Origin of the sequence: Paenibacillus sp. LX16, assembly GCF_036252815.1 — a bacterium.
Taxonomy (GTDB): Bacteria; Bacillota; Bacilli; order Paenibacillales; family Paenibacillaceae; genus Paenibacillus; species Paenibacillus polymyxa_B.
Genome location: NZ_CP141152.1, coordinates 3,132,660 through 3,156,587 on the forward strand (window position 1 = coordinate 3,132,660; position 23,928 = coordinate 3,156,587).

Annotated in this window: 18 protein-coding genes; 2 read left to right on the forward strand and 16 right to left on the reverse strand. The window is 45.5% G+C overall.

The features are described 5' to 3' along the window. Positions 1–6: 6 nt before the first annotated feature. The 8 genes from T3H97_RS13655 to T3H97_RS13690 all read right to left on the reverse strand — a co-directional run bounded on the left by T3H97_RS13655 (position 7) and on the right by T3H97_RS13690 (position 8,756). Positions 7–1,722 carry an ABC transporter ATP-binding protein gene (locus T3H97_RS13655; RefSeq protein WP_328799991.1) on the reverse strand — a complete coding sequence of 572 codons (1,716 nt, stop codon included), beginning with the start codon at positions 1,720–1,722 and terminating at the stop codon, positions 7–9. A gap of 38 nt (positions 1,723–1,760) precedes the next feature. Next, the gene (locus T3H97_RS13660; protein ID WP_328799992.1) at positions 1,761–2,768 is read right to left on the reverse strand and encodes an ABC transporter substrate-binding protein; all 1,008 of its coding nucleotides are present in this window, start codon (positions 2,766–2,768) and stop codon (positions 1,761–1,763) included. A gap of 219 nt (positions 2,769–2,987) precedes the next feature. Next, the gene (rbsB, locus tag T3H97_RS13665) at positions 2,988–3,908 is read right to left on the reverse strand and encodes a ribose ABC transporter substrate-binding protein RbsB (RefSeq protein ID WP_328799993.1); all 921 of its coding nucleotides are present in this window, start codon (positions 3,906–3,908) and stop codon (positions 2,988–2,990) included. A gap of 33 nt (positions 3,909–3,941) precedes the next feature. Then, positions 3,942–4,910, reverse strand: coding sequence for an ABC transporter permease subunit (locus T3H97_RS13670; RefSeq protein ID WP_013310465.1), 969 nt, complete (start codon positions 4,908–4,910; stop codon positions 3,942–3,944). A 1-nt stretch (position 4,911) separates the two neighbouring features. After that, complete coding sequence (locus tag T3H97_RS13675) at positions 4,912–6,393, reverse strand: sugar ABC transporter ATP-binding protein (protein WP_328799994.1); 1,482 nt, start codon at positions 6,391–6,393, stop codon at positions 4,912–4,914. Between the two features lie 29 nt (positions 6,394–6,422). Then, complete coding sequence (rbsD, locus tag T3H97_RS13680; RefSeq protein WP_328799995.1) at positions 6,423–6,857, reverse strand: D-ribose pyranase; 435 nt, start codon at positions 6,855–6,857, stop codon at positions 6,423–6,425. Continuing rightward, positions 6,857–7,735, reverse strand: coding sequence for a ribokinase (gene rbsK / locus T3H97_RS13685; protein WP_328802825.1), 879 nt, complete (start codon positions 7,733–7,735; stop codon positions 6,857–6,859). The genes rbsD and rbsK overlap by 1 nt, the downstream gene beginning before the upstream one ends. After that, entirely contained in the window at positions 7,728–8,756 is a 1,029-nt protein-coding gene (locus tag T3H97_RS13690; protein WP_134904186.1) for a LacI family DNA-binding transcriptional regulator, read from the reverse strand. The genes rbsK and T3H97_RS13690 overlap by 8 nt, the downstream gene beginning before the upstream one ends. Positions 8,757–8,967: 211 nt before the next feature. Here T3H97_RS13690 and T3H97_RS13695 point away from each other — a divergent pair, with 211 nt between their 5' ends. Continuing rightward, positions 8,968–9,696 (forward strand): DsbA family oxidoreductase, encoded by a 729-nt coding sequence (locus T3H97_RS13695; RefSeq protein ID WP_190299426.1) that lies wholly within the window; start codon positions 8,968–8,970, stop codon positions 9,694–9,696. Positions 9,697–9,790: 94 nt separating this feature from the next. Here T3H97_RS13695 and T3H97_RS13700 read toward each other — a convergent pair whose 3' ends face one another. Beyond that, on the reverse strand, positions 9,791–10,579 hold the full coding sequence (locus T3H97_RS13700; protein ID WP_328799996.1) for an SDR family oxidoreductase: 789 nt from the start codon (positions 10,577–10,579) through the stop codon (positions 9,791–9,793). A gap of 208 nt (positions 10,580–10,787) precedes the next feature. Continuing rightward, complete coding sequence (locus T3H97_RS13705) at positions 10,788–11,792, reverse strand: copper amine oxidase N-terminal domain-containing protein (RefSeq protein WP_328799997.1); 1,005 nt, start codon at positions 11,790–11,792, stop codon at positions 10,788–10,790. A 249-nt stretch (positions 11,793–12,041) separates the two neighbouring features. On the opposite strand from T3H97_RS13705, the gene T3H97_RS13710 reads away from it, so the two are divergent. Next, on the forward strand, positions 12,042–12,959 hold the full coding sequence (locus tag T3H97_RS13710) for an AEC family transporter (RefSeq protein ID WP_328799998.1): 918 nt from the start codon (positions 12,042–12,044) through the stop codon (positions 12,957–12,959). A 342-nt stretch (positions 12,960–13,301) separates the two neighbouring features. Here T3H97_RS13710 and T3H97_RS13715 read toward each other — a convergent pair whose 3' ends face one another. The 6 genes from T3H97_RS13715 to T3H97_RS13740 all read right to left on the reverse strand — a co-directional run bounded on the left by T3H97_RS13715 (position 13,302) and on the right by T3H97_RS13740 (position 23,866). Continuing rightward, on the reverse strand, positions 13,302–16,373 hold the full coding sequence (locus T3H97_RS13715) for a cellulose binding domain-containing protein (protein ID WP_328799999.1): 3,072 nt from the start codon (positions 16,371–16,373) through the stop codon (positions 13,302–13,304). A gap of 481 nt (positions 16,374–16,854) precedes the next feature. Then, positions 16,855–18,027 (reverse strand): M20 metallopeptidase family protein, encoded by a 1,173-nt coding sequence (locus tag T3H97_RS13720; protein ID WP_328800000.1) that lies wholly within the window; start codon positions 18,025–18,027, stop codon positions 16,855–16,857. A 114-nt stretch (positions 18,028–18,141) separates the two neighbouring features. Beyond that, on the reverse strand, positions 18,142–20,274 hold the full coding sequence (locus T3H97_RS13725) for an ABC transporter ATP-binding protein (protein ID WP_328800001.1): 2,133 nt from the start codon (positions 20,272–20,274) through the stop codon (positions 18,142–18,144). A 45-nt stretch (positions 20,275–20,319) separates the two neighbouring features. Then, positions 20,320–21,216, reverse strand: a complete 897-nt coding sequence (locus T3H97_RS13730) for an ABC transporter permease (protein ID WP_328800002.1) — start codon at positions 21,214–21,216, stop codon at positions 20,320–20,322. A gap of 30 nt (positions 21,217–21,246) precedes the next feature. Beyond that, positions 21,247–22,173 (reverse strand): ABC transporter permease, encoded by a 927-nt coding sequence (locus T3H97_RS13735; RefSeq protein WP_134902415.1) that lies wholly within the window; start codon positions 22,171–22,173, stop codon positions 21,247–21,249. Between the two features lie 49 nt (positions 22,174–22,222). After that, positions 22,223–23,866 carry an ABC transporter substrate-binding protein gene (locus T3H97_RS13740; RefSeq protein WP_328800003.1) on the reverse strand — a complete coding sequence of 548 codons (1,644 nt, stop codon included), beginning with the start codon at positions 23,864–23,866 and terminating at the stop codon, positions 22,223–22,225. Between the last annotated feature and the right edge of the window lie 62 nt (positions 23,867–23,928).

The window sequence follows — 23,928 nt, forward strand, 5'->3', positions numbered from 1 at the left end:
GTCTATTTACGTTCCATATTGAGCTTGGTGCAGGCGGCTATATGCCCCTTTTACTGCCAATAACTCTTCATGTCTGCCTTGCTCGGCAATCCCTTGATCTGCAACTACGATAATGCGGTCAGCATTTTTGATCGTTGCCAGACGATGCGCGATAACGAGTGTCGTGCGGCCTTGGGAAAGCTCTGTCAACGCCTGCTGAATCGCGGCTTCTGTCTCTGTATCCAATGCTGATGTCGCTTCATCTAAAATGAGAATAGGCGGATTTTTAAGGAACATCCGGGCAATAGACAAACGTTGCTTTTGACCACCAGAGAGCTTCACACCTCGCTCACCGATCATTGTATCCAGACCATCCGGATATGAGCGAACAAGGTCTTCAATTTGAGCTCGACGAGCAGCATCCCAGATTTCTTCTTCCGAAGCATCGAGCTTACCATAAGCGATATTTTCACGAATCGTTCCATCAAAGAGGAATACATCCTGCTGTACGATACCAATCATGGATCGCAGCGATTCCAGCTTCATTTCACGGATATCCATTCCATCAATAGTAATGCTACCTTCCTCGACATCGTAGAAGCGAGGTAACAAACTGCAAAGTGTCGTTTTACCTGCTCCTGAAGGACCTACAAGCGCTACGGTTTCACCCGCATGGATAAATAGGTCCACTTTGCGTAATACCTTATCTTTGTTTTCGTAACCAAACGTTACACCTGCAAATTGAATATCTCCGTTAAGATGGCTAACCGCCTTGGCTCCTGGTAGATCTTCTACATCCGATTCACTTTCCAGCAAATCCAGATACCGTCGGAAGCCGGCAATCCCTTTCGGATACGTTTCGATGACAGAATTAATTTGTTTAATTGGCCCCAGGAATACATTAGACAGCATCACAAATGCGATAAATTCCCCGTAGGTCATCTGCCCTTCGATAACAAACCATGTTCCACACACAAGCACAAACAATGAAACCAGCTTCATTAGTATAAAACTAATTGAGGAATTCCAGGCCATAATCCGGTACGCGATCAGCTTCGTTTTACGGAAACGCCCATTATTTTCAGCAAAACGTTCCATTTCATGTGCTTCGTTGGAGAACGCTTGAACAACACGTATCCCGCTTACATTATTTTCAATCCGAGCATTATAATCCGCAATATCAGAAAACATACGATGGAAAGCAGCAGACATTTTACGGCTGAAATAAAGAGACAAGTAAATCATGAGGGGTACAATGATGAATGTCAGTACAGCCAGCTTCCAGTTAATACCGAGCATGATACCAAAGGCTCCCCCCAGTGTCATCAATGCGATGAACAAATCTTCGGGTCCGTGGTGGGCAATTTCCCCAATATCCATTAGATCGTTGGTCATACGTGAAACGAGATGCCCTGTTTTGTTATTGTCAAAAAAGCGAAAAGATTGCTTTTGTACCCGATCAAACAGCTTTTTACGCATATCCGATTCGATATTAATGCCCAGCTTGTGTCCCCAATAGGTAACCACGTAATTCAGGGCAGCACTTATGACATAAATACCGAGTAGAGCTAGGCAGGCATATAAAATCCATTTCCAGTTCCCGCTGGGCAGCAAATCATCGACCACCCGGTTGACTGCAAGCGGAAAAGCTAACTCCAGTAGTGCAGCCAGCAAGGCACAAGAGAAATCAATGATGAACAAAGTCCGGTAAGGACGGTAGTATTCAAAAAATCGTCTAAGCATGGTTATGACTTCTCCTTTCTTTTATTCAATTGAACTGATCACTTCGGATCAACGGAAAACATTTTAACAGCCTCATCGAGTGATTGCTCAACGGCTAGCGGTGAGTATGTAAACCACGGATCGGCTTTGATGAAATACACTTTGTGGTTTTTGACAGCCGGGAGATTTCTCCACAATGCACTTTGCTCAATTTGCTTAAGCATTCCGTCCTTGCTCGCTTCATCATAAACCAGCATAATAATTCGGTCTCCTGACAGTTCAGGTAACTTTTCCATTGAAATAACATCATAAACATAATTAAATCTCGGGTCCTTCGCCAGCTTCTGGCGTATGTACTCAGGAGGATTCAATTCCAGTGAACGGTAAATAACATGTCCTACATTCCGCGCTCCGTATACCCTTAACACATTCTTATCGTAGGCCATATAAATCGTAACCGTTTCATCTTTTTTGAATTTTCCAGCCAGCTTCTTTCGACCTTCTTCAGCCTTTTTGTTGAAACTAGCGATCCACTGCTCGGCTTCCTTGTCCTTACCCAGCACGGCTGCAACATTCCGCAGTTGCTCAAATACGTCGCCCTCTCCAAACGAAACGACCACGGTTGGAGCAATTTTCTCCAGCTGCTCCTTCACTTCTGGCGTGGTATATTCTGTTGTGATGATCAGGTCCGGTTGTAACTCCAGCACCTTTTCTACATTTGTCGGGTTCCCAATATCCGCAACTCCGTCAATCTTACCTTTTAAATAGTCGCCCTCCAACAAATGGGAAGCAGCACCTGCAGGCTTAACTCCCAAGGCCAGCATAGCATCCAAATATTGTGTCGTGACGACTCGCTGCGGATTTGAAGGGATACTGATCTTATTGCCAGTGGCATCAGTATACTCGCGCATGACAACCGTTTTGGATTGCCCGGAGGGATCATTAGTGCTAGTCTTGTCGTTTGTCTGGTTGTTACTAGCTGCGTTTCCACATGCACTCAATACAACCATCAAAAGAACCACAAGACAAAGCGTGGATTCCCATTTTAATCTGTACCTTTGTTGCACAATATACGTCCTCCTTAGATATATACAATTCATTATATGATAGTGATTCTCATTATCATATAATTGTTATTCTATCTTTTACCGTCTCTTCTTACAATACAAAAATAAAAAACTTCCATTTATGTGTATGTATCGTCATTGTAGAATAGCCAAAAAAAGGACTGATGCGCATTACAGCATCAGTCCGAATAGCTTAATATGTTGAGTCAAGCGCCCTTTTTATTTCGATTGATCCACTAACTCCAGCTTAGCGGGAATGGATGTTTTCACGGTTTTACCTTGAAGTACATCCTTGGCTGCCTGCACCGCCAATTGACCAATAAGCTCGGGTTGCTGAGCTACGGTGGCTGTCAGTTTCCCTTCCTTAATTGATTTAAGCGCATCCTCGTTACCGTCAAAACCGATGACTGGAATGTTCTTACCTGAGCTTTGGATTGCTTCGATCGCACCCAACGCCATTTCATCATTGTGGGCAAATACTGCCTGAACGTCCGGGTTGCCTTGCAGCAGATTTTCCATCACGTTCAAACCTTTGGTCCGATCAAAATCGGCCGATTGTTTGGCTATGACTTTCAGATCCTTATCTGCTACTTCATGAAATCCTTTTCCGCGTTCACGGGTAGCGGATGCTCCTGGGACACCTTCCAGCTCAATCACCTTGGCACCTTCTCCAACTTGATCAATCACATATCTGGCAGCCATTCGTCCTCCCTCTACGTTGTCTGAAGCGACGAGTGCTTTTACATCGCCTTTGTCAGCAGAACGATCCAGTGTAATAACCGGGATGTTCAATGCATTCGCTGATTGTACCACAGTGGAAATGGCCGACGAATCTGTCGGATTAATGAGTAACGCGTTTACTCCCTGTTGAATCAGATCATCCACGTCATTACTTTGTTTCGCCGAATCATTTTGTGCATCCACAACAATGACCTGCATTCCTTGTTTTTTGGCCTCTGCCACAACTCCGTCTTTGAGAGATACGAAGAATGGATTATTCAGTGTTGAGATCGACAAGCCGATTTTAATGTCCTTCAGGTTCGCGGCCGCTTTAGGTTTCGCCCATTCGGGCGGTTCCAAGGAACACCCTGTCATGAGCAGGAGCAGCAAGGCAGTCATGATTAATGTAAGCTTTTTCATATTTTGTGTCTCCTTCTACGCAGATTAGGTGTATTATGCGGATTTTTTACGGTCAATCAATACAGCAATAGCGATGACTATCCCTTTTACTACCATTTGATAAAAAGAATTAACCCCCAGCAAGTTCAAGCCATTGTTTAGTGTACCGATGATAAGCACACCGATTAACGTACCTACGATTCGTCCGCGTCCTCCCGAGAGACTTGTTCCACCTAATACGACAGCCGCAATGGCATCCAATTCATAAGAAGTACCTGCTGTTGGTTGCGCGGAGTTCAAACGTGAAGTCAAGATAGCACCCGCCAACGCGGAAAGCATTCCAGCCAGAGAGTAAATCCAGATTTTTACACGCGGTACTTTAATACCTGATACAATCGAAGCCTTCTCGTTACCACCAATGGCATACGTTTTGCGTCCGAATGGTGTTTTATGCAAAATGATCCATAGAACAGCAAAGGTAATGAGCATCGTAATCGCTGGAACCGGAATACCGAACTGATAGCCACGTCCGAACAATTGAAATACCAGACTGTCTCCGAGTCCTGTAATAGGGTTACCATTGGTATATACGAGTGTCAATCCTCTGAAAATGGTCATGGTTGCTAGTGTAGCGATGAACGGAGCCATTTTACCTTTCGTAATCATCAAGCCGTTGACCATCCCCATCACGCCACCCAATGCACAGCCGATGATAATCGCCAAAATAGGATCGAACCCGGCCAGCATCATATTTGCGACAAAAGCACTGGATAGTGCTAATATGGAGCCGACTGACAAATCTATTCCGCCTGTGAGAATAACGAAGGTCATACCGAACGCAATCAACGCATTAATGGATACCTGGCGCAATAAATTCAAAATATTAAGCGGTTCCAAAAAGCTGGGATTTAAGACCGATACGATAATCACTAAAATAATGAGTCCCAACAACGGGCCAAGCTTCTGTGTGATTTGTGACATTTGAAAGCCTTTGCTGCTTTTTGATTCATTCATAGTTGTCATATTACTGTCCTCCTGTAGCTAGCGTCATAATATTTTCTTGTGTGGCTTCTTCCCTGCTCAGCTCTCCGCTGATCTTTCCCTCGTGCACCACGACAATACGATCGCTCATGCCGAGTACCTCAGGGAGTTCCGAGGATACCATGATAATCGCGACTCCACGTTCGGTCAGCTCGTTCATCAACTGGTAGATTTCCCGCTTGGCTCCCACATCCACGCCTCTCGTCGGTTCATCAAGAATGAGTACACTCGGACCAATACCTACCCACTTGGCGATAACTACCTTTTGCTGATTACCACCTGACAAACTTCGAACCGTTGTTTCGCCCGATTGGGTTTTTATTTGTAAGCGCTCAATCAATGTGTTAACAAAATCCAGCTCTTTTTTACCTGAAATAAATCCTTTTGATGTAAAACTGAACAGATTGGGCAGCACCATGTTTTCACGGATGGAGAAATCCAGCACCAAGCCCTCATCTTTTCGGTCTTCTGTAATGAAGCCAATCCCTAATTTCACCGCATCATCCGGCTTACGAATAGACACTTTTTTTCCACGTACATGAATCTCACCACGATCCAAAGCATCCAGTCCAAATAACGCCCGCATGATCTCGGTCCGTCCCGAGCCCATCAAACCTGAAAAACCTACAATTTCCCCAGATCGTACAGTGAAATTCACATTTTCAAATAACCCTTTATGCGAAGCATTTTTGACCTCTAGCACCACTTCTCCCAAAGCAGGCGTTCTTACCGGGTAGCGTTCAGTCAGCTCTCTACCCACCATTTTCCGTACAACTTCATCAAAATTCGTATCGGGAATCGCCTGAGTATCCACCGTTTTCCCGTCACGCATGATGGTAATCCGATCACAGATCGCGAATATCTCCTCCATCCGATGTGAAATATACACAATCGAAACACCATCTTTTTTCAAGGAAGTAATAACCTCGAACAGCTTCTGAATTTCCCGTTCGGTTAAGGCGGCTGTCGGCTCATCCATCACGATAACTTTAGCATCCGTCATGAGTGCTTTGGCAATTTCAATCATCTGCTGTTGACCCACTGAACAATCGCCTGCTTCACCGTTCAATGGAAGATTTACCGAAAGCTTGCTGAATTGTTCGTTTGCTAGCGCTTTCATTTTAGAGCTATCTAGTAAGCCCCACTTGGATGTCATTTCCTTGCCGATAAACAGATTTTCCAGCACGGTCATCTCCGGCCACACATTCAGTTCCTGGTGAATAAAAGCAATTCCTTTTTGCTCCGCCTCTTTGGGGTTAGCAAAATAGGTTTCCTGACCGTCAATGATGATCGTTCCCTCATCTCGCCGATGCAGTCCGATTAAAATATTCATCAGCGTTGATTTCCCTGCACCATTTTCACCCATGAGGGCATGTACTTCTCCTTCACGAAGATCAAAGTCAACACCACTCAGTACCTGATTGGTTCCAAAGGCTTTGTGAATTCCTTTCATTTGAATCTGCATGCTGTACCCTCCTTTTGATTCAACTTGATTTATCCAAAATGAACTCCTGCCTGCAAGATACAATTAGCAAATGGCTTAGCCTCTCCCGTACGAATGACCGCCTTCGCATAACGGGTCAGCTCCTTGAATTGTTCATGAGGGCAAAACTCAATGACGGCAGCCTGCTTATTAAGCTGTGGCTGTTCTAATTGCTCCCCTGCAAAGGTGTACATAATATACTGTAATGCTTGTTCGTTTTCTTGTTTGATTTCTTCGGCCAACGTTATTTTTTCGATCACCATATCTGCTGCAATGACATCAACGACGTCCTGAAAAGACGGAACACCCAGTGTTAGCGCCAAATCAATTTTGGTAACGCCTTCAGGAACAGGTAAGCCGGCATCAGCCACGACAATAAAGTCCGTGTGGCCGAGATCCGTTAGTATTTTGGATATATGACTGTTTAGGATTCCATGTTTCTTCATTATAATTGCTCCTCCACTTCACGACGGGTTGGCATTCCACCTTGGGCTCCAAATTTGGTAACGGACAGTGACGCAGCACGATTAGCAAATTTCACACTGCCTGCCAGCGATTTTCCTTCAGCTAGCGCCACCGCAAAAGCAGCGTTGAACGTATCTCCTGCACCTGTTGTATCAACGGCTTCTACTTTATAAGTAGGAACCACGACTTCCTGTTCTCCGTCGAAGAACCGTACACCGTTGCTGCCCTCAGTCACAAACAGCTTGTTGGGATATTTACGCAACGCTTCTTGCAGGCTCATATCCTTAAACATAATGGCAGCTTCATGCTCGTTTGGCGTAATGTAGGTCGCATTCGCAATTACGCTTTCTTCCACTTCACGAGCCGGGGCTGGATTCAGCAACAAGGGTACCTGGTACTTCGCACAAATTTCACTTACATAAACAACCGTTTCCGACGGTATTTCCTGTTGAATTAACACAATATCCGAACTTCGGATGACGTCAAGCGCTTCTTCCACATAGGCGGGTGTCACTTCATTATTTGCTGCTTTTACCACGACAATACTGTTATCACCTTCAGCTAGTACAATATGCGCTGTACCGCTTTCCATATGTGTAACCGGTTTCACATAGCCAGTATGAACATGATTTTCTTTAAAATTTCGTAAAATCTGTTCTCCAAAATGGTCATCCCCTACACGTCCAATCATCGTAACGTCTGCTCCGAGTCGTGCTGCGGCTACTGCCTGATTGGCTCCTTTACCTCCAGGTACGGTTGTAAAGCTTTCACCCAATACCGTTTCACCAGCACCGGGACGTTTGGACGAAGTAACTACGAGATCCATAGAACTGCTTCCGATAATCGAAATTTTAGCCATCATAATCCACCTTTCTTGTCGTTTCCCGTTCTATAAATTTGACGGGCAATTGTATGCTTGAATAGGTAAGTACTTTCGAATGAAGATTAGGTACGCTTGACTTCGTTACTTGCGACTGCTCAATCAACTGAATGAGTAGTCCTGCTGCTTCCCAGCCCATTTCATAAGCAGGCTGTCGTATCGTTGACAAAGGCGGGAATAACAAACTACTTAATGGTATATCATCAAACCCGATAATTTGAACATCATCCGGGATTTTCTTTCCTAATCTATGTGCCTCATGCATCACCGCTGTAGCCACGATATCGTTACTTGCGATAACTCCGTCCGTATCCGGGTGCTTGCTAAACAGCTCTTTGGCCCACGACTCGGCCTCCTTGAACGAAAAGGAAGTTGTCTCGACCACATGGTAAGCAATTCCGGATTGCTGAAGCTCTTCAACCGCCCCGCGAAAACGGTCTTGTGCTGGACGAATATGTGCAGGACCCTGCATGACTGTAATTTGTTTGCTGCCGCGGGCAACCATTTCTTGAGCAGCCAAGCAACCGCCATGGGCTCCATCCGCATATACGGAGAGGCTGTCACTGGAAGTTCGATCGAGAAAAACGACCGGGATCTTCAGTTTGGCGTAACAATCGGCATCGGGATCATTGGTAGAAGAAATAACACCAACGACATTATTTTGAACAAAAGTATCCATGTAATCCAATTCTTTTTGGCGATCTTCATCACTATTACCGAAAATAATCCGAAAATCATTTTCCTGCATTCGATCCTCCACCCCACGAGCTAACAAGGGAAAGTAAGGGTTCGTAATATCCGGCAGCAGCAGGCCGATTAATCTGGACTTCTTTTTATACAAAGAACGTGCAACTTCATTAGGCTTGTAATTTAACTGCTTCACAGCAGCCTCTACCTTTCGCCGTGTATCCTCATGTACATATCCAGTTTCATTAATAACTCTGGATACAGTCGCTACGGAAACACCTGCAAAGCTGGCGACTTCTTTAATTGTTGTCATAGTGTAGGTTCAACTCCAATGTGTAACCGGTTACACATATAAAATATCACAGCATTAATTTTTTGACAAGCATTAATTATTTGCACGTTAAATGCTTTAGCTTTATAATTCTTATTGTAACTAATGAAGTTCCACCTTTATACACATTCTAAAGTGGGGAGCACCACTCCCAGTTACTCAATAAATACGTATATATGGAGGCTTTTTCCTGATGAATATCGAAGTTTGGTCTGATTATATGTGTCCATTCTGTTATATCGGCAAACGCCGTTTGGAGCAAGTATTACAGCAATTCCCACATCGAAATGAGGTGCAATTGACATTCAAGAGTTTTGAATTGAACCCGGATGCTGTGAGAGATAGTGGTAAAACGATCAATGAAGAACTATCAGCTAAATATGGGGTCAGTCTGCAAGAGGCTCAGGCTATGAATGATCGAATGAACGAAAACGCACGCTCTGCGGGTCTTGATTATAATATTCATGCCATGGTGCCGACAAACTCTCTTGATGCTCACCGCTTAACACTTTGGGCTCAAACACAAGGCAAAATGCTGGAGCTGAGCGAGCGTTTATTCCAAGCTGTTTTCATCGAAGGCAAGCATACAGGGGATCATGAAGTGCTGGTAGCGCTGGCTACTGAAGTTGGTTTGGATCAAAAGGAAGCGGCTGCTATATTAGCCAGTGACCGTTTTACCGACGAAGTTAGAGCTGATGAAGCCGAAGGCGCTGAGTTGGGTGTTCAGGGTGTGCCTTTCTTTGTATTTGATCGAAAATTTGCTGTTTCTGGTGCCCAGCCGGAGGAAGTATTTTATGATGCGCTTCAAAAAGCATGGGATGAACGCTCACCTTTCACCATGATAAGCGGCAGCTCGTCCAAACAAGATGCAGGTGGTATATGTACCGATGAGGGTTGTGAGCTTCCAGGCCGTGAGGGCTGAACAGTCCGTGAATGAAGATTTTCTATTCACTAGATAAATTTTAAAAAAGCGTGCCAGCTCCCAATTAAACCTGAGGCTGGCACGCATCTTTATTTTATAACGATTTAATCATTCCGCCATCCACAAGGATGGTGCTCCCTGTCAAATAGGATGAAGCTGAAGACGCCAGAAAAGCAACAACTTTACCGAACTCTTCAGGCTCTCCATACCGCCCCAAAGGAATACCCTCCTCTGCTTGTTTACGAACCTGATCCGTCGTTTGCTGGGTTTTCTCAGCTCGATGCTCGTCCAAGCTACGCACGCGATCGGTTGCAATTCTCCCCGGTGCTACAGTATGTACCAGAATATTATGAGGAGCTAATTCCAGAGACAACGTTTTCGCCAATCCAGCGACTCCAGTACGTAGCGTATTTGAAATGATTAACCCCGGAATTGGCTGTTTAACTGAGGAAGAAGCAATATTTAAAATCCTACCGCTTTGTTGTTTTTTCATATAAGGTAACACCTCCCGGATCAACCGGATATGACTAAGTAAATTTTGTTCAAAGGCCTGCATCCACACTTCATCTGTAAAATCATCAAAGGTACCGGCAGGAGGCCCACCCGCATTGTTAACCAAAATATCAACGGTGCCAAACAAATCAGCTGTACGGCGGATGGCCTGGGAGATATCTTCTGGTTTTGTTACATCGCAAACTACATATTCAACGCGGCCACTCGCTGTTTCCAGTAATTCCGCCTGCGTCCGCTGAAGCTCTGCTTCGTTCCGTCCTGAAATGAGGACATTCGCACCCTCGCGTGCCAGCTCCCGTGCGCTTGCCTTGCCGAGTCCTTTACTGGAACCTGCAACAAAGGCTGTTTTTCCCGTTAATCCTAAATCCATCTATGACACTCCCTTTTCTCAGTGTTCTCTATTTAATTGTACACATGACCAGCACATAATGCGAATAGCTTGGTAGTATCATGAAGGCTATCTATCTTCTCACCATTAAAAAGAATACGAAATCATTAATTGCAAGGTAAAACAAAAAGGCCAGACATTAAGTCAGAGGCCCTTTTTGCTTTACAAAATTTTGTTTGTTTACAGCACGTTATGATGTTGATGCAGGTGTTGTTATTGGCTGCTCGTATACAACAACGGACTGGCTCTCAGGCTCCCATTTAACATTTGTCCCCAAGGCCTCTCCGATTACCCTTACAGGTACCATTGTCGTCCCATCCACTATGGATGCTGGCTGCTCGATAGAATACGGCTGACCGTTAATATATGCTTTCGGACTGTTAACAAATAATTTGACGGACACGCCGTTACGGGTGACAGTAACAGTCTTTTCTTTCGGATCCCAGGAAACCTTTGCATCCAAAGCTTCGGAAGCTGTTCTAAACGGAACAAGTGTGGTCCCATTGCGGTTAATCGGTTTGGCATCGTATTCTTCACCATTCACGAACAGCTTCATACCCGACGGCCGTCCGGCCTTCTTCGAGAATTCACCCAGCTTTTTGTAGCTGTCCAGATCGGACACATTAGCCAGTACCGCCTCCTCCTGCATGTAAACGGCATCTGTCACATTTCCGTTTTCAGCCAGTAGCTCAGCTGCCTCAGTCAGTGCTTTACCAGAATTCCGGATCAATTCAAGTTCAGCAACCTGCTCCGAAGTCAAACGGTCCGGGTATTTCGTAAGCAGCAGATTCGCAATAACCGCTCCTGCCGGCTTATCCTTCGTATTTTCTACCGCGTGAAGCAGACCCTTGTAACCGTTGCGTCCCTTGTGACCATTATGGTCTTTGGACTCCCCGTATGTATCATCCGTTACTGCAACAGGTTCAGTTTTTCTGATTTCTGCGTGTTTGTCTTTTTTACTGTTTTCATCCTTTTTACCGGATGCTTTGTCCTTTTGTTTTTCGGACTGATCATTGTCTGAGTCATGGGGATTGATTAGCTCTTCCCCGCTCTTTTCATTCCCGTCTTTAACAGACGTCTTTGCTTCCTGTTTGTTCTCCTGATCATTTCCGCGTCCCTGCTTGGCTTCAGCGGTTCCCGCTGCCAATCCCAAGACCAGTATACACGCTAGTAAAGCTGTCCAAGTGTTTCTCATGATGCGATTCCTCCTTATAGTAAAGACCGGGCTCAAATGTCCCTAGATGTATTAACGGCTTCTCTAAGCTGATTTTTTATCTTTTCTTATCTAATGTGTGAAACACCACTATAGCTGCAGTCCAGATTGTCAAAATACTATAAAATTTTATTATACGCCTAACCTATTTACACAGTATAATGAGAATTACACATGCATTTTTAAGAACCAGCCTTTACATTCGCATAATAGAAAGAAGATGAAACAGACATGTTCGGCACCATTCTTTTGGACGTTGTTTTACCTATTTTTGTACTTATCGGTTTTGGTTGTATCATGCAGTATTATTTTCGACTGGATTTGTATACCTTAGCTAAAATCAATTTTTACTATATCACCCCCGCAGTTGTGTTTACGGGTCTTTATAACTCGGAAATATCCTTAATGCTCATGGGTGCGGTTTCGCTTTTTTATGCCTTGTACATAGCTATTCTGTACGTAATCAGCACTACCGTCGCCAGATCTCTGAAATACAGCCCCGGAATGCGTGGAGCTTTTACAAATAGTGTTATGCTAGATAATTCAGGAAATTATGGTCTGCCAATCAATCAGTTGGTGTTCAAAGGTGATCCGCTGGCCATTTCCGTTCAAGCACTGATTATGACCTTTCAAAGCTTTGTCACATTTACATACGGCACTTTTGTTGTGCAAAATGGCAAGGCCAATACTCGAAAAATTTTAATTAATTTTCTGAAAATGCCTGTTCCCTATGCGCTTGCGCTAGGTTTGCTCCTAAATCTGCTACATAGTCCATTGCCTAATTTACTGGCTGAACCTTTGAATTATATTAGTCAGTCGATGGTTGCCGTGGCTCTGCTTACTTTGGGAGCACAAATTGTGCAATATCCCTTTCGCTTGCGCCGGACAGCCGTGTACATCAGTATGGTACTACGCCTGATTGCTGGTCCAATGGTCGGTTTTATGCTCGTCTTGCTGCTGGGTCTTAAGGGGATTCCCGCTCAAGCCTTGCTCATTGCATCGGGTATGCCTACCGGTGTTAATACAAGTATTTTGGCGGAAGAATATAAAAATGAACCCGATTTTGCCGCACAAACAGTATTACTTTCAACGATTATGAATGTCATTACGATGACACTGTTAATTTCAGCATCCCGGCACCTTGTTTGAGGTATGATAAATATAAAAATTTGATTAGAGACGCTTTTTTTGTCTAAAGACAGGAGCGTTTCTTTTTCGAGATAAAGAGAACATACATTCCTAACGGTGTTCCTTTTTTTACTTAAAGTGGTGTGTTTGTTTTATGGAGATTGTATGCGAGAAGGAATCTTTTTCTATTATGAATTTTTCACATAGTGAAATAGTTATGCGTTTGAATTTAAACCTCTGCTGGTTGCTGTTTTTAACTTGAACTTCTTCTATTTTCAGAAAAGACTGAGGTGAACTAAATACTCAAAAAATAAAGCCAGCTCGCTCGTAGAGTGGCTGACTTAAGATTATTTTTATGAGGATTTAGGGCTCGATTCCCCATTGCTTGCTTCCAGACAGGTAAGCGGTTATTTTAGCAGAATCTTGTAAACTGTTTGCTGTGGGATTAAATGAATAATCATCGGTTTGTGTGTAACTGCTCCAGTCCTCTTTGGATATCCGGGTTTGCAACTCCACACTTTGACCGGGCTCTAAAGAACCCGCAGCCGAGTTAAACCCGATTTCTGCATAAGAATCTGCCCCTGGCTTCGCATTGGATAATGTTTTGAAGCTAGCAATCACATTCCCTGTACCGACGCTCGACCAATCCGTGAAGAAATTTTGTGCTTTCTCTCCGTTAATGGTGTAATAATAACGCAATGTCACGTCTGCTAGGGAAATTGATGAGGTTCCCGTATTGGTTATTTTAAATTTGGAACTGATTGTATTGCTTGTGGCGGATACATTCCCATTGAAGGTTTGCACCTTCAGAACGCCCTCGCCTGTTCCCGGCTCACTTGGCGTATCCCCTTTCACCGTAATCGTAAACAACGCATCATTGCCTGTGCTAAAATGGAAGTTTAGTGCTGTCTCCCCTTTAGGAAGTTTAGATAAATACTTGTTGGTAAGAACGACCGTTTCTTCACTAAACGTATAATCTTCACCTTTGTTCAACACCACACTCCCCTGCTTGATCGCTTCTAGCGTATTGCCGTTAAGTGTTAGCTTGACAGTAATATCCGCATTGCTGTTATTCACTCCATAGGTTGCAGTCGTTGGTGTAATACTTGCTTGCCCGGTAGATGGCTGATCACCACCCACACGATCTGCCACCAGAATGCCGCGGCCATTCGTTCCCAGATAAGCACGTCCATAAACCCGAGGGTCCCCAATAATTTTGGTCACTCGAGCATATTGATGCTTGTCATCATTAATGCGCGCCCAGTTTGCGCCAGCATCGTCCGAACGGTAAAATCCACGTGTACCATCTATTTTACCAACGATAAATACCGCTGCATTCGTACGGTTCGGCGCTGCCTTACCAAAGCCTATAAAATCCGCTTCCTGCACATTAGAGAGCTTGGTGAACGTAGCGCCGGAATCCTTGGAATGCCATAAGCCATATGGCCCTCCATCCTCGGAGCCTCCGGCGAACCATACATCTCCTTCTGCTCCTCGTACAGCATCAATATCAGCATTGCCTGCTGTCGGTAAGCCAGTTACCGCTGATGGCGTAAAGGATACGCCTCCATTGGTGCTTATATATATTTTCCCGGAGGCAAATGCGTAATATTTATTAGGATTCACTCGGTCAGAGACGATCTTTGCATTCGCTGGAATCCCTGTGCTTGCTGTCCATGAGTTGCCGCCAGTTTTGGAGTAGAACACACCTTTGTCTGATGTACTCCACAGTAAGCCATTACCATCTGCCGCTACGGCGATGCTGCCTCCTCCTGCTGTACCGGAAGGCTCGCTATTTGCTTTATACCAGTTGGCTCCGCCATCATTGGAAAAACCGATGGATTTGGCATTTGAATCTTTTTTATAATCCGCTTTACCTACCCGGGCCATATAAGAAGGATTCAGCTCGGCATAATCAATGCTTTCACTGCTTGTAAAGGTCGGATTATCCAGCATTTTAGCTGGAGCCTTGAATAAATCGTCGTGTCTGAATCCAGAGACATCACCTACTGCGCTCACCAAAGGTGCACCAGTTGGAGGGCTCACCAGATCCAAAATCGCCGTTTCCTCTACCCCTTTAGCGGCTACTGAAATATCCAGCTTTCCTCCTTTATCCCAATTGGTCAGGTTTTTAGAACCATAAATCGTAGCTCCGGTGCCATACAGCATATGGTCTGAATTAAATGGATCTATCTCCAGATCTCCGATCATCCACCCCAGCTTGGGCGATACTTCCGGTGGAGCAGGGTTCGCATTGAAAGTTAGCCAAGGCGCACCGCTTATATTCAGATTGTATTTCAGCTTGCGAGACGGATAACCATCGAATTCCCAAATAGGACTCCAGGTTGCCCCGCTATCCGTGCTGCGGTAAATCGTTTCATCCGGCCACCAGGCATTCAACGTAGCAACCATAAGTGTACCTGGCTTCTGGGCATCCACCGTCAGTCCACCATATCCAAAATGATTGTCCGCGCTGCTGCTGGCAACGGGGCTAATGTTAGTCCACTGCCCGCTTGCTGTATTCAATTTCCACAGTTCACCCTTTGTTCCGTCATATGGACCAGCTCCATCGCTATAAGAAATATACAGGTTGCCGTCTGGTGATAACACACCGTGATGTGGCAAATAGCCCGTAGGCTGTCCCGCTATAGCAGACCAGGTTGTCCCGCCATCTGTACTCCGATAGACACTTTGCTTTTTATCTGCAACACCTACATAGATCGTCTGCGTTGCTTTACTCGAAGAGCCTGTTTTTTTGTCAAAGGTGATCCACGCTAAACCAACAATGTCACTGGTATATTCATTGGAAGGGTCCTGTACATACGTCCCTGGATTCGGGAAGCTACTCACCTTGCTCCAAGTTGCTCCAAAATCAGAGCTTTTCCATAGTCCATTACCGCTTCGAGCTCCAAAGAACAAAATATTATTCTTATTTGGATCAATCGTCAGACGTTCACCCATTGAACGCCCCGGCATATTGCCCCCCACCTTAAAAGGAAGCTTGGTTGTCTGCCACGTGTTGCCCTTGTCGGTGGAACGCATAATCTGCCCGTTTTGTTTATCCCATGAATTAGTATACGTGCCTGTAGCTATATATACACGATTCGGATCAACAGGATCAGTCGCCAGTGCATCGACACCATTTTTATTCCAATCCTCCCAGCCCACAGAATCGGTCAGTGGAATCCAACTCTCATTGGCAGCATTCCAGCGATAAGCTCCTCCTATATCTGTACGGGCATAGATCAGGTCTTTTTCCGTTTCATTAAAAATAATGCCAGGTACAAAACCACCACCTCCACCCGTAACGACACTTTTCCAACTGTACTCGTCACTTGTAGCAGCATGGGCCGACGCTATCATTCCTGTCCAGGAAGCACCCGCTACCACAAGCGCCAAACAAGCAATTCTCAACCTGTTTTTTGCCTTAGTCAATGAATTCAACCTCCTTCTTCATTATCATTTGAATATGCGAGTCATTCTGAGATAAAAGTAATCAGCCGATTCTGAATACGTTCCTATCGTTATCGTTGCTTCTCACAAATCTGACAAATGTTTTCTCAGGCTCACCCCCATTCAACCAATATATACGGTGCAATGCTTGTTTTGTTAGCGCTTACATATGTGCCTTGCTCAATAGATTCGTCATCTTTTTCTCATTTCCTTGTGCGAAAAATCAAGATAATGCAATATTATCTCCTGCTCCGCAGCTTATAATAGGAGGCTTGGACTTACCTCAGAGTTAACACCTTTTATTTAATTCTATTATGAATTTTTCATATAGTGAATTAATTACTTTATTTTCATTCTTTATGGGTGTCAAAATACTTGGATTTACAACAAAAAACCGCGCTATGCGCGGTTCCAGCTTACATTGCATCCGTTAATACTGTCGTCAGTCATAAACATGTGCATATTATTGCAAGTATTCAAGCGCCAGAGCTAAAAAAATATGTCCTGAGACGAGCAATGCCCGCTCATCAAAATCAAAGTGAGGATGGTGATGAGCAAAATGCGTTCGTTCATCCTCATTGCGTGCACCCACATGAATGAAAGCTCCCGGTCGCTGCTCCAAATAATAAGCAAAATCCTCTGCTCCCATGACCGGCTTCAAATCCAAAAAAGCGTCTGCTCCATACAGTCTGCCGATGAGCTCACGTACACGTTCCGTTTCGACTTCGGCATTCACCAAAGAAGGATAGCCATTCAAATAGTCAATTTCGTATCCAGCATGATAAGCCTCAGTCAGCCCCTTGACGATACTGCGAATTTCATTCTCGACTTCCTTACGCACTTCCTTATTAAACGTACGTACGGTGCCTTCAATTTTGGCCTTATCTGCAATCACATTAAAGGCAGTTCCAGCTTGAAATACCCCAATCGTTAACACTGCTGATTCAATAGGGTCCACCCTGCGACTGACCACCTGCTGCAACCCGTTCACAATTTGACTGCCGATAACAATAGAGTCCACCGTCTGATGCGGTCGTGCGCCATGCCCGCCTTTACCGTTGATCTGGATCGTAAACGCGTCGACAGCCGCCATCGCGGGTCCACTCTTTAATCCAATTTTACCAAAAGGAATTTCAGATGCGAGGTGAATACCATATACCGCCTCTACCCCATCCAGACAGCCATCCTCAATCATAAACTTGGCTCCGCCAGGCGGTTTTTCTTCCGCATGTTGAAAAATAAACACAAGCTTTCCCTTCAACGCCTCACGGTTATGGCTCAATACGCGTGCCACTCCAAGTAACGCAGCCGTGTGTCCATCATGTCCGCAGGCATGCATAACACCCGGAACGGTCGATTTATAAGACACATCCTTTTCATCCTGAATGGGAAGCGCATCAAAATCAGCACGAAATGCAATCGTTCTACCTGGCTGACCGCCTTCTAAAAACCCGAGCACACCGTTTCCACCCACATTCGTTCTTACCTCAATGCCAAAAGAGCGCAATTGATCGGCGATAAATGCAGACGTATTCGTTTCTTCAAAAGAAAGCTCGGGATGCTGATGTAGATGTCTTCTCCACGCAATCAGCTCTTGTTCACCATCTTTTAATTCCTGAACCCATTTTTCTAGCATAATACCCTCTTTTCCTATTGAATTTATATACTTCTATCCTTATCTTACCATGAACAGCCTGTAGAATGTAGTTCTCTTATCATGCCAATAGTAGATCAAAGGGGTGTCTTCAACCTAGGCCGGGTAATGACAAGCGGCATAATGTCCTGTGCTAATCGCTGTCAGTTCAGGCACTTCCTCACGGCAACGCGAGGTCGTTAGTGGACAGCGGGTATGAAAACGACAGCCGGATGGAGGCTTCGTAGGCGAAGGAATCTCACCTTGTACCGTAATTAGCTCCCGGCGGTTTTTCGGATTTGGATTAGGTATCGAGGCAACAAGCCCTCGGGTATACGGGTGGGCAGGATGCCTGAACAACTCGTCACTTGGCGCAATTTCTACAAGTTTTCCCAAGTACATAACCCCTAACCGATCTGAAATATGGCGGACTATATGCAATCCGTGTGCGATAAATAAATAGGTCGTATCCAGCTTACGCTGTAAGTCCTGAAGCAGATTGATAATTTGCGCCTGAACGGAAACATCCAAAGCCGACACTGCCTCATCCGCCAAAATAAACTGCGGTTGCAGAGCAATGGCACGGGCTATCCCGATTCGTTGGCGCTGTCCTCCCGAAAATTCATGCGGAAATCGCATAACCAGCGAAGGTGATAATCCAACAGCGCTCAAGAGTTCCTCCACCCGTTCCTGCTTGGCCTTACCATTCAGCCCTTCATGAACCGCAAGCGGCTCCCCTATGATATCTCCTACACTCCACCGTGGATCAAGAGATCCGTAGGGGTCTTGAAAAATCATCTGCATATCACGACGAACAGATCGCAACTCAGAATTTCCTAAACGTGTTAGCTCCTGATTCTGGAACCATACCTGCCCCGAGGTCGAACGCTCCAGCTGCATCAGCATCCGGCCTAAAGTAGACTTACCACTGCCGGATTCTCCGACCAAACCAAAGGTTTCGCCCTTTCGAATTGAAAACGATACATCATCCACCGCTCGGATCGAAGCACCAGTCCGACCGGGAAAGCTTTTTTTCACCGGATAATACTTGCGAAGTCCATCCACCCGAAACAAGTCCTTCTTGTTCTGAACACTTTCCGTGATAGTCTCATTGGATTCAGGGGAGTTCTTTACCTGTATGCCATGAATGCTCACCTTAGCCCCATCAACAGCAGATACGTTCGTCACTTCTTCCTTTACTTCGGTTGCCTTTGCAACAGCATCTGCTGTGATCTGCCCTTTCACAGATAGCTCTGTAATACGCCAATCACCAGATGTAGCCAATTGCTCGGAATGCCAGCAAGCTACCTCCCTTTCACCCTTGGCTGCCAGCGGTGGCGCTTCGTTCATGCATTGATCCGTCGCATGCGGACAACGCGGGTGAAACAAGCAGCCTGAAGGCAATGCACTCAGGCTCGGAATTGCCCCTGGGATCGAAAAGAGCTTGCTGCTGCGATCTGTATCCAGTGTTGCCACCGAACGAAGCAACCCGATAGTGTAAGGGTGCAATGGCAGCTCGAACAGTTCTACCGTTGCTGCCTGCTCCACGACTCGACCGGCATACATCACAACAATTCGATCCGCAACCTCTGCGGCAATACCCAAATCATGCGTAATCAACAGAATCGACATGTTGAATTCTGTCTTTAATTCCTGAAGCAATTGCAAAATTTGTGACTGAATCGTTACATCCAGTGCCGTTGTTGGTTCATCCGCTATTAGCAGCTCAGGGCCACATGAAAGTGCCATTGCAATCATTGCCCGTTGTAGCATCCCACCGGACAGTTCTCCGGGGTACTGCTTCATACGAATTTCTGGTTCAGGAATCCCTACTCTGTTCAGCAAATGAACCGCATGAGTCCATGCTTGCTTTCGTGTCTTCCGGTCATGCTCCATGATGATTTCTATCAGTTGATACCCGATAGTGTACACCGGATCAAACGCCGACATCGGCTCCTGAAATACCATCGCCATCTTTTTGCCGCGAAGTGAGCGTAATTCCTGCTGCGACAAAACGGTCAAATCTATGCCCTGCAACCGTATTTGTCCTTGGGCAATTCGTCCGTTTTCATAATCGATTAGCCGCATAATCGCCTTGGAGGTAATCGTTTTTCCGCTGCCGGATTCTCCGACGAGGCAGATCGTTTCTCCCGCCCCGATCGTTAGTGATACGTTGTCGAGTGCTTGCAGCAAACCTTTTTCAGTGTGAAAATCGACCGACAAATGTTCAATCTCCAGCAAAGATGACAAGCGAACTCCCTCCTTCTATAGCACTTAAGAATAGGCTTCCTGATGCTAGTTTGCATTCTTTTTCGGGTCCAACTGGTCTCTTAGCTTGTCGCCCAAAATATTGACTGACAACACAAATAACGTAATGGCCAGGCCAGGAAAGGTACATATCCACCAAGCTACTGTCAAATATCCTCGTCCTTGAGACAATACTGTTCCCCAATCCGGAATTTCCTTTACCGTGCCAAGTCCCAGAAAGCTTAATCCCGATCCGGCCAAAATAGCGCTACCGATGCCAAGCGTCGCCATCACGAGCAAAGGGGACAAGGAATTAGGAAGCACATGACGCCAAAAGATGCCGAAGGGTGTAACTCCGATGGAACGCGAAGCAGTGACGTAAGGACGTCCTTTTATACTCATAATCTGGCCGCGCATAACTCTTGCATAACCGGGGGCAGCAGATATGGCTACCGCCAGCACAATATTGAACAAGCTTGGGCCAAGAGCCGCCGCAATCGCCAAAGCCAGCAGAATGCCAGGAATAGTCATCAAAATATCAATAAATCGCATCAGTATCGAATCCACTGTACCGCCAATGTAACCTGAGAGCGCACCAATAATTCCACCCACCAGACCGCCGACGAGTACCGACATAAAGCCAATAAACAGAGAATCCCGACTTCCGTGAACAACCAGACTGAATACATCCCGCCCAAAATAGTCCGTTCCGAACCAGTGAGAAGCACTTGGGCCTTGTAAAATATGGTCGCTTAACATTTCTGTGGGTGCATAAGAAGCAATCCATTGCGGAAACGCCGCACAGGCGATTACGAACACAATAATCAGTCCCGCCGCATATACGAACCCATCCGACACTCCACCGAATCGCAACCTTCCAGTTTTCCGAGCTATTTGCAGCTTTCTTTCCTTCCAAATTGTTTTGGCAGCCATTGTTTCTCTCAACCGACTTCCTCCTCCCTGAATCCTTCCGGCTTACGCCGAGCGTCTAACCCTTGGATCAATGAACGTATACGATATATCCACCAGTAGATTTACGATCACATACATGATGGCAGAGAACAATACAACTCCCTGCACAACTGGCAAATCTTTAGCCATAATTGCATCCGCAATTAAACGCCCAATGCCTTGCCGTGAAAATACCGTCTCACTCACAACTGCTCCGGCCAGCATTTCTCCCATCAGCATCCCGATCATCGTTATCGCTGGAATCAACGCATTGCGTAGCGCATGGCGATACATAATAACCTTCTCAGATAAACCCTTGGAACGGAGTGTTACGATGAACTGCTCATTAATGACTTCCAGCATACTGTTACGCACCATTCTGACAATGAACCCTGCACCGACAATGCCCAAAGTGAGAGACGGAAGCACAAGGGTTTTCCAACCGTCCGAGCCCATAGCAGGCAGCCATCCCAAGTGAATGGAGAAAATAAGCAACAGCAGAATGCCTGACCAGAATGTGGGCATAGAAATGCCGAACAATCCAACGATTCGTGCGATGATATCAATCGGCTTATTCCGATGAATGGCCGACAGCACTCCAAGCAGGACACCGATAATGACCGAAATAGCAGAACCGGCAAGCGTCAGCGCCAGTGTAGGCGGGAGATTGACCCATATTTTAGGCAGCACCGGATCAGCATTGAGCAGTGATTTTCCAAAATCACCTTGTAGCAGATTTCCGAAATAGTTCAAAAACTGAACATGAAAAGGCTGATCCACTCCCAGCTTATGACGCAAATTGGCGATCATCTCTGGCGTGGCCGTTGAAGGGTCAAGAATCGAATCTACCGGGTCCCCCGGAAGCAGATACAAAATGCTGAATACCAAAATACAGGAACCCAGAATGACCAACAAAGAAGTAACCAGTCTTTCTGCAACTGCTCTGATCATAGCCCACACTCCTTCCCGTCTGGATGGCCCCAGAAACTATTTAAAAATACTATTTTTGAATACGCACATCGTTAAAGAGCGGATAACCCACTACATCGAATTTGAGACCCTGCACCGACTTGGCGGCTCCAACCGTATAAGGGAAAACATAAATCGGAATGACAACGGCCTGATCGCGGATTAGCTGTTGCACCTTTTTGTAAATCTCCTCCCGCTTGGCATCATCCTTTTCAATAGCTCCCTGCTCCAACAGCTTGTCGACCTCTGGATTGGAGAAGTTAGGCAGTGTAGGCCGCTGATTTGGCGCCGCTGTGTGGTAAAAAGCATATAAAGCGTTCGGGTCCATATTGACCTGGCTATTTCCGTAGAAATCATAGTTCCCGTTCGTATATACAACTGTTGCAATATCCTTGGTAATTTCAATCTTCACATCAACACCGATTTTCTTCAGCTGCTGCTGAATAATGGCTGCAATGTCGTTCCGTTTTTCACGGTTCGGAGTGCCGTCTACATAATGCAGCGTCAGACGTTGTCCATCCTTCACCCGGAAACCATCCGTTCCCTTAACCCATCCCAACTCATCCAGTAATTGATTGGCCTTGTTAAGATCAGGCTGCAAACCGTTTTCCAGTGATTTATCATATCCAAAAATACCTGGAGTGAGTGGCGACCATGCCTGTTCATAAGTTCCTAGATACAGTGTTTTGACGATCGTCCCCACATCAATACCATATTGTAATGCCTGTCTGGCCTTCAATTCATTCCACGGTGTCTTCTTTTGATTAATGAACAGCGTATATGGCAGTCCTAGGGTATTGACCTGCAACAATTGAAAATTAGGGTCACTCTTCAACGTTAAAATGTTCTGCGGTGGGACGGTTTCAGCGGCCAAAGCCTGCCCACTCTGCACACTGCCGATCCGGGTCGCCTCCTCTGGAACAATTTTAAAGGTCACGCTGTTCAAATACGGTGCACCCTGATTCTCGACAGTTTCTGGTGCCCATTTGTAATCCGGGTTACGTTCGATTTTGATTTCTGCATTTTCGTCCCATTTTACAAACTTAAAAGGGCCTGTACCCACAGGATGCTTACTGAATTGATCTCCATATTTTTTAACTCCTGCCGGAGAAACAATGGCTACAGCCGGAACACTTAAATTGCTCAAAAATGCTTGCGATGGTCGTTTCAGATTCAATTTAATCGTGTATTCGTCAATCACCTGTGAGGACTCATAGGGAGCCAGCAAGTTAGCAGAATTACCTACTACGGCTTGCGGATCAATAATCCGATCATAGCTAAATTTAACGGCTTCCGCATTGAACGGAGTTCCGTCATGGAACTTAATGTCCTTGCGCAGCTTGAATGTATAGCTTTTGCCATCCTCGGAAACGCTCCATTCGGTTGCCAGCCAAGGCTTAATCGTATTGTCCGGCAGCTTTACCACCAAGTTATCGAAAATCGCACGATATACCCGAGATGCTACTGCCAATCCACTCTTATGCGGGTCCAGTGAATCCGGCGATGTTGCCAGGGCATAGGTAAGATCTCCACCTTCTACAGCTTGCTCGTTTGCTGCTGCATTTGCATCGGTATTCGTAGAATTGGCTCCGTTATTGCCCGAGCATGCTGATAAGACTAGCACCATCGACAGGGTTAAAGCTGCCATTTTTGCAAATCGACTTGTTCGTTTCATCTAAAAACACTCTCCGATCTGATGGGTGATGTTATGATTACATTGCATTTTGAGAGCCGATG

Excerpts from the sequence above, each read along its gene's own strand:
- T3H97_RS13735 (WP_134902415.1), bottom strand. The coding sequence starts at position 22,173 with ATGATCAGAGCAGTTGCAGAAAGACTGGTTACTTCTTTGTTGGTCATT.
- T3H97_RS13695 (WP_190299426.1), top strand. The coding sequence starts at position 8,968 with ATGAATATCGAAGTTTGGTCTGATTATATGTGTCCATTCTGTTATATC.
- T3H97_RS13675 (WP_328799994.1), bottom strand. The coding sequence starts at position 6,393 with ATGCAGATTCAAATGAAAGGAATTCACAAAGCCTTTGGAACCAATCAG.
- rbsB (WP_328799993.1), bottom strand. The coding sequence starts at position 3,908 with ATGAAAAAGCTTACATTAATCATGACTGCCTTGCTGCTCCTGCTCATG.
- T3H97_RS13690 (WP_134904186.1), bottom strand. The coding sequence starts at position 8,756 with ATGACAACAATTAAAGAAGTCGCCAGCTTTGCAGGTGTTTCCGTAGCG.
- T3H97_RS13670 (WP_013310465.1), bottom strand. The coding sequence starts at position 4,910 with ATGACAACTATGAATGAATCAAAAAGCAGCAAAGGCTTTCAAATGTCA.
- T3H97_RS13705 (WP_328799997.1), bottom strand. The coding sequence starts at position 11,792 with ATGAGAAACACTTGGACAGCTTTACTAGCGTGTATACTGGTCTTGGGA.
- T3H97_RS13700 (WP_328799996.1), bottom strand. The coding sequence starts at position 10,579 with ATGGATTTAGGATTAACGGGAAAAACAGCCTTTGTTGCAGGTTCCAGT.
- rbsK (WP_328802825.1), bottom strand. The coding sequence starts at position 7,735 with ATGGCTAAAATTTCGATTATCGGAAGCAGTTCTATGGATCTCGTAGTT.
- T3H97_RS13740 (WP_328800003.1), bottom strand. The coding sequence starts at position 23,866 with ATGAAACGAACAAGTCGATTTGCAAAAATGGCAGCTTTAACCCTGTCG.
- T3H97_RS13655 (WP_328799991.1), bottom strand. The coding sequence starts at position 1,722 with ATGCTTAGACGATTTTTTGAATACTACCGTCCTTACCGGACTTTGTTC.
- T3H97_RS13720 (WP_328800000.1), bottom strand. The coding sequence starts at position 18,027 with ATGCTAGAAAAATGGGTTCAGGAATTAAAAGATGGTGAACAAGAGCTG.
- T3H97_RS13710 (WP_328799998.1), top strand. The coding sequence starts at position 12,042 with ATGTTCGGCACCATTCTTTTGGACGTTGTTTTACCTATTTTTGTACTT.
- rbsD (WP_328799995.1), bottom strand. The coding sequence starts at position 6,857 with ATGAAGAAACATGGAATCCTAAACAGTCATATATCCAAAATACTAACG.